Origin of the sequence: Streptosporangium sp. G11, from assembly GCF_051192615.1 — a bacterium.
Lineage (GTDB): Bacteria > Actinomycetota > Actinomycetes > Streptosporangiales > Streptosporangiaceae > Streptosporangium.
The window spans coordinates 1-10,165 of record NZ_JBPJUQ010000148.1 but is presented as its reverse complement, the minus strand read 5'-3'; the positions used below and the strand labels follow the sequence as shown (position 1 = coordinate 10,165).

The 10,165-nt window shown below is 67.5% G+C and carries 10 protein-coding genes; 8 read left to right on the top strand and 2 right to left on the bottom strand.

Going from position 1 to position 10,165, the window contains the following annotated elements; genetic code table 11:
• Positions 1-344: 344 nt before the first annotated feature.
• Complete coding sequence (locus ACSDR0_RS47645; RefSeq protein ID WP_435295613.1) at positions 345-959, top strand: recombinase family protein; 615 nt, start codon at positions 345-347, stop codon at positions 957-959.
• A gap of 191 nt (positions 960-1,150) precedes the next feature.
• On the opposite strand, the gene ACSDR0_RS47640 is transcribed toward ACSDR0_RS47645, so the two are convergent.
• Positions 1,151-2,020 carry a LysR family transcriptional regulator gene (locus ACSDR0_RS47640; protein ID WP_435295612.1) on the bottom strand — a complete coding sequence of 290 codons (870 nt, stop codon included), beginning with the start codon at positions 2,018-2,020 and terminating at the stop codon, positions 1,151-1,153.
• Between the two features lie 70 nt (positions 2,021-2,090).
• On the opposite strand from ACSDR0_RS47640, the gene ACSDR0_RS47635 reads away from it, so the two are divergent.
• The 6 genes from ACSDR0_RS47635 (at position 2,091) to ACSDR0_RS47610 (ending at position 8,684) form a co-directional block, all read left to right on the top strand.
• Positions 2,091-2,972, top strand: coding sequence for a PhzF family phenazine biosynthesis protein (locus ACSDR0_RS47635; RefSeq protein ID WP_435295611.1), 882 nt, complete (start codon positions 2,091-2,093; stop codon positions 2,970-2,972).
• The gene (locus ACSDR0_RS47630) at positions 2,969-3,916 is read left to right on the top strand and encodes an ornithine cyclodeaminase family protein (protein WP_435295610.1); all 948 of its coding nucleotides are present in this window, start codon (positions 2,969-2,971) and stop codon (positions 3,914-3,916) included. Before ACSDR0_RS47635 ends, ACSDR0_RS47630 begins: the two co-directional genes overlap by 4 nt.
• Entirely contained in the window at positions 3,913-4,227 is a 315-nt protein-coding gene (locus ACSDR0_RS47625; protein WP_435295609.1) for an antibiotic biosynthesis monooxygenase family protein, read from the top strand. Before ACSDR0_RS47630 ends, ACSDR0_RS47625 begins: the two co-directional genes overlap by 4 nt.
• Positions 4,224-5,399, top strand: a complete 1,176-nt coding sequence (locus ACSDR0_RS47620; RefSeq protein WP_435295608.1) for an amidohydrolase — start codon at positions 4,224-4,226, stop codon at positions 5,397-5,399. The genes ACSDR0_RS47625 and ACSDR0_RS47620 overlap by 4 nt, the downstream gene beginning before the upstream one ends.
• 497 nt (positions 5,400-5,896) lie before the next feature.
• Entirely contained in the window at positions 5,897-6,847 is a 951-nt protein-coding gene (locus ACSDR0_RS47615) for a GlxA family transcriptional regulator (RefSeq protein ID WP_435295607.1), read from the top strand.
• Positions 6,848-7,898: 1,051 nt separating this feature from the next.
• Positions 7,899-8,684: a hypothetical protein gene (locus tag ACSDR0_RS47610; protein WP_435295606.1), complete on the top strand. Its 786-nt coding sequence runs from the start codon at positions 7,899-7,901 to the stop codon at positions 8,682-8,684.
• Here the strand turns inward: ACSDR0_RS47610 and ACSDR0_RS47605 are convergent.
• Positions 8,644-8,892 (bottom strand): roadblock/LC7 domain-containing protein, encoded by a 249-nt coding sequence (locus tag ACSDR0_RS47605; protein WP_435295605.1) that lies wholly within the window; start codon positions 8,890-8,892, stop codon positions 8,644-8,646. The two genes, ACSDR0_RS47610 and ACSDR0_RS47605, sit on opposite strands and share 41 nt — an antisense overlap.
• 309 nt (positions 8,893-9,201) lie before the next feature.
• On the opposite strand from ACSDR0_RS47605, the gene ACSDR0_RS47600 reads away from it, so the two are divergent.
• Positions 9,202-10,137 (top strand): GlxA family transcriptional regulator, encoded by a 936-nt coding sequence (locus ACSDR0_RS47600; protein ID WP_435295604.1) that lies wholly within the window; start codon positions 9,202-9,204, stop codon positions 10,135-10,137.
• Positions 10,138-10,165: the final 28 nt, after the last annotated feature.

Genomic DNA, 10,165 nt, shown 5'->3' with positions numbered 1-10,165 from the left:
GCATACCGAACACGACGACGGCAGATCACTAGGTGGGCAGGCACCAGCTCGGACCGGTCTGGGGATAGGCATCCAGCGCCCTCGCCAAGTCAGGCTCTGCAACTGGCGCCTGCTCACAACATGCGATTAGCCCCAAAGTAGGGATTGATCTTGGGACGGGCGCGCTCTGGGGTGTCGGGATTAGAGGGTTTCCCGACAGGCCGCCGACCGCGCACCCGACACCCCGGAAAACCGGACACCGAGTGTTGAAACCCCGCCCCGTGCGGCCGCTTTCGGGCTTGAATTGACGACAGGTTTTCCCGACAGATAGAAGAGGGCTCCGCCCCTTCCTCGAGGAGACTTCGGTGCGGATCGTCTACTCTCGGGTGTCCACTGCGACCCAGTCGCTGCTGCGGCAGCGGCACATACTCACCGAGGCCGGCCTCCTCGTGCGGACGGAGGGCGTCGCCGAGGGATTCCGCCCGGCCGACGGGGTGCTGCTGTTCGAGGACTCGGCGACCACCTCCAAGATCCCCGCCCTAGAGCGGCCCGCGTTCGCGAAGGTCGCCGCGGCCGCGCACCCCGGCGACACCCTGACCGTGTCGGAGTTGTTCCGGCTGTGCCGCGACCTGGTCGACATCCACGCCGTCCGGAACTGGTGCCAGGACCGCGGCGTCGCCCTGCGTGTCCTTTCCGGACCCCTGTCGAACTTCCACGACCTGGCCGCGAACGACGCGACGACCGCGCTGATCATCAACGTGATCACCTCGGTGGGGCAGTTTCAGCGCGATCTGCAGAACGAGCTGACCGCCGAGGGGATCGGCGCGGCCGAGGCCGAAGGCCGCTACCGCGGTCGGCCGCCCGCGCTGACCGGCACCCGGCTGGAGGAGGTGCGGTCGACGTTCCAGGATCAGGGTGCCTCGATCGCAGCGCTCGCGCGCGCCCATGTAGAACTCCGCGTCGCTGGCGATGCGGCATGAGCCTTGCGAGTATGGGGGCCCTCCGCTCGGGCAGCTGCGACCGGAGGCAATGTAGCTCTGTGTGACTTTTGTCTGCCGCATCCAGCTCCGTCGGCCCGACGAAGGCCTCGATCTTGCCGCCCGCGAACATCGTCATACGGTACACGAGGTGTCAGACAAGCACCCGAGATCCACGCCTGCGCGCCGTCCGGTCACCGGCTCCCCGTGAACGTACGGCGAAGCAGGCGTTCCAGGCTGTCGACCGCCTCGTCGGTGTCGGTGCTGGCGCGGCGGGAGATGGCGACGTCGACCATCGGCACAGGCGGCAGCCCCTGCTGTTCGGACGGCCGGACGGCACCGGGCGGGACGTTGTCCACCAGGAGCGCCCCTACGCCGATCCCGGCCGAGACCGCCGCCTGGACGGCGTGCACGCTGGTGCTCTGGAAGGCGACCCGCCACCGCCGCCCGTGGCGGCCCAGCGCGTCGAGCACCGGCTGCCGCCACTGACAGGGCTGGGAGAACAGCACCAGAGGCAACGGGTCGGTGAACGGGTCGAAGGCCGGGGCGCACGCCCACGTCAACGGCACCTGGCGCTGCCACCGCATGGAGGCGTCTGGCATCACCGACGGGTCGCCGAACACGAGGTCCAGCCGCCCCCGCTCGGCCAGCCTGCGCAGTGCCGCGGCGGGGCCGACGATCACCTCCAGGTCCACCTGGGGGTGCAGCGCGGCGAAGTCGGCGAGCGCGGCGGACAGCGTGGTGATCGCCAGGTCTTCCAGCAGCCCGATCGCCCGCCGTCCCGACGGGGCCGCGCCGCGGCCGGTGATCGAGGTGCGCGCCTCGTCGTGCAGGGCCAGCATCCGCTCGGCGTAGGCGAGCAGCGCCTCGCCCGCGGGGGTGAGCTTGGCCCCGTTGGGGTCCCGTACCAGGATCCGTTCACCGACGGCCTGCTCCAGGCGCTGGATCCGCTGGCTCACGGCGGGCTGGCTCACCTTCAGCGCGGTGGCCGCACGGGTGATGCTGCCCGCGCGCACGGTCGCCGTGAAGGAGCGCAGGTCGGCGATCTGAAAGTCCTTCTCCATAAGCAAGCATTATACCTCCCACGGAATTATCGGCATTTTCAATGAAGAGTGGGTTCCCTACGCTGGCCGCATGACCGGTTACCACCACGTCGACGTCTTCGCCGACCTGCCCTACACAGGCAACAGCCTCGCCGTCTTCGTCGACCCGCCGCCGTTCGACGCGGAGCGGATGCTCCGGGTGACGCAGGAACTCCGGCACTTCGAGACGATCTTCGTGCGCAGGCAGGACGCTCCCGGCGTGGTGCAGGCGCGCGTGTTCGACCTGCTGGAGGAGCTCGACTTCGCCGGGCACCCGGTGCTGGGGGCGGCGGCCGTGCTCCACGATCTGGCGGGCGTCGAGCCGGGCGAGGAACGGGCGTGGACGTTCGAGCTGAAGGCCGGGACCGTGTGCGTCACCACGCGCGGCGAGCGGCCGGGCCAGGTGTCGGCGCTGCTGGACCAGGGACGCCCGGTGTTCGTGGCGGAGAAGGCCCCGCTGGAGCGGGCGGCCGTCGCCGAGGCGCTCGGACTGGGCGAGGACGACCTCGACGGCGAGCTGCCGCTGGAGATCGTCTCCACGGGCCTGCGCTACCTCGTCGTCGCGGTGCGCGACGGCGACGCGCTGGCCAGGGCCCGCATCCGCCACCCGGACTTCGGCGGGTTCCTGGAACGGCTGGGTGCCCAGTTCGCCTATGTCCTCGACGCGGGGGCGGTCGAGGGCAGGCACTGGAACAATGACGGCGTCCTGGAGGACGTCGCCACCGGCAGCGCCGCCGGCTGCGTGGCGGCCTACCTCCTGCGACACGGCAGGGCCGGCGACGGGCAGGAGCTCTCGCTGGCACAGGGACGCTTCACCGGACGGCCCAGCAGGATCGCCATCACCGCCCACGGGACGGCCGACGACGTGCGCCGCGTCACCGTCGGCGGCGGCGTGGCCGCCGTAGGCACCGGCTCGCTGCGGGCTCTGCCGTGAAGGTGTACGGCGCGGAGGCCATCAGGGCTGCCATCGGCCTGGACGACCTCATCGAGCCGGTGGCGAGGGTCTTCGCCGACTTCAGCAACGGGCTGGGCGAGGCGCCGATCACAGTGTTCGCGCCCGCGGGCGACCAGGGCGACGTGCACGTCAAGTCGGCATGGATGCCCGGCCGGTCCGTGTTCACCGTCAAGGTGGCGGCCTGGTTCGCCGCTCGCGCGACTGGCGGGCGTTCGCCGGCCAGCGGGTTCGTGGCCGTCCACGACGCCACCACCGGCGACCTGCGCGCCCTGCTCATGGACGAGCACCACCTGACCGACGTCCGCACTGCCGCGGCGGGAGCGGTGGCGGCCCGCCTGCTGGCACGTCCTGACGCCGCCACCGTGGCGGTCCTCGGCACCGGGGTCCAGGCGCGGCTGCAGGTCCTGGCCGTGCGAGCCGTACGTCCGATCGAGCACGTGGTCGTCTGGGGCCGAAGGGCCGAAGCGGCGCGCGCCCTGCGTACGGCACTGCTGGCGGCCGACCCGACGCTCACCGTATCGGTGGCCAAGCACCCCGCGGACGCCGTACGGCGGGCCGACGTGATCGTCACCGCGACCGGCAGCCGCCGACCCATCCTGGAGGGTTCCTGGCTGCGGCGGGGCCAGCACATCACCGCCGTCGGCGCCGACGACGGCACTAAGGCCGAACTCGACCCGGCCTGCTTCCACCGCGCCGACGTGCTGGCCGTCGACAGCAGGGAGCACACTCCGCTGCACGCCGGAGACCTGCGGGCCTCGGGCCGGGCCGTGGACGCCGAACTCGGCGATCTGCTTCTCGGCTGCCATCCCGGACGGACGTCGGCCTCGCAGATTACCGTCGCCAAGCTGGTCGGCCTGGGCGTCCAGGATCTCGCCGCCGCCGAGACCGCGCTGCGCCTGCTCGAAGAAGGGCCCACCCTGTGATCGTCCGTACCTGGAACGGCCGCGTCCCCGCCCACCACGCCGATGGCTTCGAACGTCACCTTCTGGCGACGGGTGTCGCCGAGGCCGCGGGTCTCCCCGGCCACGTCGGCGCGGACGTGTTCCGCGCCGACGTGGGTGAGTACGTCGAGTTCCGCCTCGTCACCTACTGGCGGTCCTGGGAGGCGATCCAGTCCTTCGCGGGCGAGGAACTCCACAGGGCCGTCCTCTACCCCGGCGACGAGGAGTACGGGCTCATCCCCTCGCTCGTCGTCGAACACCACCACGTCACCCACCGGAGCGGAGAACAGTGAACGTCGCCATCACCGGGGGACATGTCGTCCCTGTCGACGGTGCCCCCATCGACGGGGGCACCGTGCTCATCGTCGGAGGCCGCATCGCCGCCGTCGGTCCCGCCGCCGGCATCCACGTGCCGGAGGGGACGCCCGTGCTCGACGCACGCGGGCAGTGGGTGCTGCCCGGATTCGTCGAGGCGCACGCGCACATGGGCATCGGGGAGGAGGGCGAGGGCGACCTCGGGGAGGACCTCAACGAGAGAGGCGAGCGCAACGGCGCCCGCCTACGCGCGCTCGACGGCGTCAACGCCGCCGACCTCGGCTTCCTCGACGCCCTGTCGGGAGGTATCACCACGGCCGTGATCCTGCCCGGCTCCGCCAACCCCATCGGCGGCCAGGCCGTGGCCGTGAAGACCTGGGGTCGCACCGCCGACGAGATGGTCCTGCGCGACCCTGCCGGGGTGAAGAGCGCGCTCGGCGAGAACCCCAAACGGTCCTACGAGGGCTCGACGAGGCTGGGCACCGCGGCGGCGATCCGCGACGCCTTCCTGCGGGCGCGCGAGTACCGGGCCGGGCGCGACCCCTTCGACCCTGGGCTGGAGGTGCTCGTCAGGGTGCTCGACCGCGAGCTGCCCTGGCTCCAGCACGCCCACAGGGCCGACGACATCGCCACCGCCGTACGGCTGGCCGACGAGTTCGGCTACCGCCTGGTCGTCAACCACGGCACCGAAGCCCATCTTCTGGCGGACCTGCTCGCCGAGCGGGACATCCCCGTCGTCAGCGGCCCGCTGATCGGCACCAGGACCAAGGTCGAGCTGCGGCACCGCACCCTGCGCAACCCGGGCCTGCTGGCCGCCGCGGGCGTACGAGTGGCGATCACCACCGACCACTCCGTCGTCCCGATCCACTTCCTCGTCCACCAGGCGACGTTCGCGGTCAAGGAGGGGCTCGACCGCGACACCGCGCTCCGCGCCATCACCACCACCCCGGCCACGATCATGGGACTGGACGACCGGGTGGGCGCGCTGCGGCCAGGCCTGGACGGTGACGTGGTGCTGTGGTCGGGCGACCCGCTCGACGTGATGAGCCGCGCGCTGCGGGTGCTGATCAGCGGGCGCGAGGTCTACCGCTACGACCCCGGTACGGCGAGCTCAGGAGTCGTGTCGGCGCCTGGCGTCCTCCACCGCTGACAGGTGATCGTCGATGCCTTCCCCCAGAGCGATCAAGTACAGGGCGGATTCGTGGTCGGTGACACCGTGGGAGGTGTAGCGGACGGGAACCTTGTTGGGACGCACATCGACCTGAAGAGCGGTATCACCACCATTGCCGACCAGGTTGACACGCTTCGTCCGCGAAGCTCCCGAGAGCCGGGCCCAGCGGTCGGGTGTTCGACCTGGTCGAAGCGTCCGTTCATGGGCGGCAGGGCGAGCGACTCAGATCGATCCCTGAGGGGCATGAAGAACCCGCGCAACGCCCCCGGCGCAGTGGCCGATCGACATCTCACCCGCGGCGCGCCGTTCGCGGGCGCAGGAACCAACGTCTGCCCGCGCTGAGGCTCTGCCAGAAAGGAGACCTTGAAGTGATCAGTGCCGCCTCGGCACGGTGGTCCAATAGTGGCCCCTGTCACAACGAAGCCCATCGGCTATCAGAGTGCCGAAGGACAGGGCCGCAGACGCCTTTCCGCTCCGTGGTCGCTTACATCAGACCAAGCGTCAGCTCGTTCGGACTCAGTGTCGTAAGCAATGTCTTCGCCAACCGGACTCACCTTGGACTGCCCTCCTTCGACTTCGCCTTCTGCTCCGACAAGGCCGGTGACTTGCGAACCGATCTCGGCTTGCACATACAGGTGGAACACGGTCCCGACGTGATGGTCGACGCTGACCTGATCATCTTGCTACCCAGCGATCTCAGGCCGCTCACGCTAAGCCCCGTGGTCATCCAGGCGATCAAGAATGCTCACCGGCAGGGGGCCATCATCAGTGCCTTTTGCTCGGGATCCTTTCTGCTTGCCGAAACTGGCCTGCTTGATGGCCGTCGAGCGGCTACCCACTGGAACCTCGCCGCGAGGTTGGCCCAGTCCTATCCCACGGTCACCGTGGATCCGGAGGCCTTGTACGTTGACGAGGACCGCATCGTCACGGGTGCCGGAACGGCCGCGGGCATCGATATGTGCCTGCACCTCTTGCACCGTGAGCACGGGGCGATAGTCGCCAACGCAGTGGCCGGGGAGGCGATGGTTGCACCCCGTCGCCAAGGCGGTCAGGTGTACTACATGCCCACCCCGCCGTTCACCGATGACGTGCTGACCGCCAGTCGGAATGACAAGCGCCTGGCCGATGCGCTTACGTGGATGCACAGCCACCTGCACCAGCAGCTATCGGTTGACGATATGGCCAGACATGCGTTGATGAGTCCCCGAACCTTCACTCGTCGTTTTCGGGAAGCCACAGGTACCACGCCGCACGCCTGGCTAAGCGACCAGCGACTCGATCGCGTCGCGGAACTACTGGTAACCACCGACTTGCCGATTCAAAAGATTGCCCACGAAGTGGGCTTCAGGTCAGATAGCGTGCTGCGCGAGCATTTCGTCAAACGACACGGTATGTCTCCCCGCTCCTACCGCAATGCCTTTAAATGACATTAAGAGACTGTAGAAGGGGTCGTTTCTATCAATGGCTATTTAATGCGCCCCGCTAGCGGGGTCTCTCGAATGCTGATCCTGGGACATGAACGATTTCGAGTTGCCTGACGGCATAAGTCGTGGTGAATGGATCACCCTCGGCCTTGGGAATGGCAGAATCACGACGCTATCTGTCCACCTTGATCGTTTACGTACAACAGGTACGGCCTGATACTCGTAACGCGCTGGTGCCCTCGGCGCTCATATCGGGACGGTTGGGTGTCGACATCTCTCTGGGAGGGAACTAAGTGTCGAACTTCCCGGCTTTCTTAGCCCGTGCCTGCGGTCGGCTAAGAAAGCGCTTCAACCGTTCCGGTAGATGTGGTGGTGCCTTCGGATGCGCTCCCTAGCGACCGAGGGCACCACCACATATACATTGAACCCTTTTCATCCTCTGGCAGGGGTCTGCTGGTGACAGCATGATCGGGACATTCAGCTTGCCCGTGGCGACCGATCTGCTGCCGTCTTACCTCGCGTGGCATAAGCCACCCGGATTAGCGCGACCCGATCGTGATCAGCGGGCCGTGCAAGGCAGACTAAAGGGCTCAGTGGTGTTTCGCATTGGTCCTCGTCCACTCTTGCGACTACCCGCTTACCGTTGAGCGGGAGTTCGGTTAACCATACAAGTTGACAGATCTTGTGAATCGCATCTATCCAGACACTTTTCGCTGATTTCGTGCCATAAACCCGTGGGGCGGCCGAGATCCCGGACGGCTGGCCGCCCCCGCCCCGAGTTCGGCAGTTGGTAGCGCACGTATCTCGCTCCCGGGGTCCACCTGGACAAACACGCATGGGGGATCGTTGGGGCCATGTTGGCGAGGGTTGCGGGGGGCAAGCTGATACCTCCTCAAAGGGCGGAGAGGGGGATGCGTGGTCGTATGCGTATTCCCGCTACCATGTTCCGACTTCGACGTTCGGCTCTCGCAGGGGGAGCCCTACGTACGTCTCCATATGTCGCATGACGGCATTCATGGGCAAATCGATATCACTCCAGAAGGAGCAGTCACGCATGTCTTTCAACCTCTCCAAGGCCATTGTGGTCACGTCGGTGATGGCGCTCGCCATGCTGTCGGCGGCCCAGACCGCTCAGGCGGTGGCCGGGCCGCTTGAGAAGGCGTCCAGTGCCGTCGGGGCTCCTATCTCGCTCGGCTCCAGCATCGAAGCCGGCCAGAAGCTTGATGCTGACGAGTACCTGCAGTCCCCGAACCGGCGGTTCAGGCTCTACATGCAGAAGGACGGCAACCTCGTCGTCCGTGACGGCGAGCAGGCGGTGTGGGAGTCGAGGACGTCGGGCGCGGGGGCGTTCGCCTACCTGCAGAAGGACGGCAACTTCGTCGTCCGTTCCACCTCGGGCAAGGCCCTGTGGACCAGCAAGACCGGTGGCGCGGGCGTCAGGCTGACCCTGCGGGACGACGGCGACGTGGTCATCCGGTCGAGTTCCGGCGAGGCGCTGTGGTCCTGGAAGAGCTCGTCTTGGCGACTGGTCACCGACGAGTCGCTCAAGGCGGGTGACTATCTTCGGTCGCTGAACCGCAAGTACCTCCTGCACATGCAGGCCGACGGCAACCTGGTTCTTCTCAACGAGGCGAAGCGGGTGCTGTGGCACACCAAGACGGGAGGCAACCCCGGAGCGTTCGCCTACCTGCAGAAGGACGGCAACTTCGTCGTCCGTTCCACCTCGGGCAAGGCCCTGTGGAGCAGCGGCAAGAGCGCTCCGGGCGGCACGCTCTACCTCCAGGAGGACGGCAACCTCGTCATTCGCGCCATCGGCGGCGCGGCGGTTTGGAGCAGGTAAGAGACTGCCGGAGAAACCGGATCATCACCTCGCGCCTGCTGGGGCTGAGGCCGTAGGAGATGCTGATCGAGCGGTCCAGCGACTGCAGGCCCGATTCGGTGGCGGCGATCCGGTCGGCGTCGTCGCGTTCGGTCGCCTCCGACCAGATCTTGGGCAGGCCGTCGGCCGTGAAGACCACGACGTGACGAACGCCGACACATGCTCCCATTGGCTTGACAAGCTACTGCGTTCCCGTCGTCAAGGACTCCCGGGTTTGCCGGTGGTGGCGCTTTTTGCCGGTACGTCTAGATCGAGATGTCCAGCGTCCGGCTATCAGGCCTTCTTACGCTCAGCAGAGCGATCAACGGGAGGCGCCGAAGTCCTGCATCCACTATTCGGAATCAGCTCCACCCGAAAGGAACCACCGGTGACCGGAATCGTGACGAGACGGGGGTCTCACTTCGGCCGATGTCACACGGAGAGAAGCCATTGCGTGCCGAGCCGCCCTTCCGCCGCTCCAGTCGAACCCTTTCGATCCGTGGTCGCGTTCGCCACGCAGGGGGTGAGCTCGTTCGGGTTGAGTGTGGTGAGCAAGGTCTTCGCCGACCGGTCCCATCTGGGGCTGCCCTCCTTTGCTTGCACCGTTTGCGCCGACGAAGGCGGCGGCCTACGCACTGATCTCGGCTTGCTCATGGAGGTGGAACACGGCCCGGAGGCCATGAGCACCGCCGATCTGATCATCTTGCTGCCCTCCGACGCCAGGCCTCTGACCGTGCGCCAACCGGTCATCGACGCGCTCAACAACGCCTACCATCGGGGGGCGATCATCGCCGCCTACTGCACGGGGTCGTTCCTGCTGGCCGAGACCGGTCTGCTCGATGGCCGCCGTGCCGCCACCGACTGGCGCCTGGCCGACCAGCTGGCCGAGAGATATCCCAGGATCACCGTGGAGCCGGTGGCCCTGTACGTCGACGAGGAGCGCATCGTGACCGGCGCCGGCGCAGCCGCGGGCATCGACATGTGCCTGCATCTCCTGCGCCGCGAACACGGCACGGCCGTGGCCAATGCCGTGGCCAGGGAAACGATGGTCGCGCCGCGTCGCGCGAGTGGGCAGGTACGGTACGTCCCCACTCCGTCGGACATCGGCGCCGCCCGGCGGGCCGGGGCAGACGACACGCGCCTGGCCGATGTCCTCCTGTGGGCACGAAACCGGCTCCAGCAAGCACTGTCGGTCGACGATCTGGCCAGACACGCGTTGATGAGCCCGCGCACTTTCGCCCGCCGCTTCAGGCAAGCCACCGGCGCCACGCCCCACACCTGGCTACGCGACCAGCGGCTCGATCGAGCCGAAGAACTACTGGAGACCACCAACCTGTCGATCCAGAAGATCGCCGAGCTAGTGGGTTTGCGTTCTGACAGCGTCCTGTACTACATTCGTAGATTCACTGGGAGTGGATCACCGCGCCTCCGATAATGGCTGATCAGGGCACGTGTCTGGTGAC

What these genes read in the sequence shown, in the direction of transcription:
- ACSDR0_RS47640 (WP_435295612.1), bottom strand. Translation starts at nt 2,020, where the DNA reads ATGGAGAAGGACTTTCAGATCGCCGACCTGCGCTCCTTCACGGCGACC.
- ACSDR0_RS47610 (WP_435295606.1), top strand. Translation starts at nt 7,899, where the DNA reads ATGTCTTTCAACCTCTCCAAGGCCATTGTGGTCACGTCGGTGATGGCG.
- ACSDR0_RS47635 (WP_435295611.1), top strand. Translation starts at nt 2,091, where the DNA reads ATGACCGGTTACCACCACGTCGACGTCTTCGCCGACCTGCCCTACACA.
- ACSDR0_RS47605 (WP_435295605.1), bottom strand. Translation starts at nt 8,892, where the DNA reads ATGGGAGCATGTGTCGGCGTTCGTCACGTCGTGGTCTTCACGGCCGAC.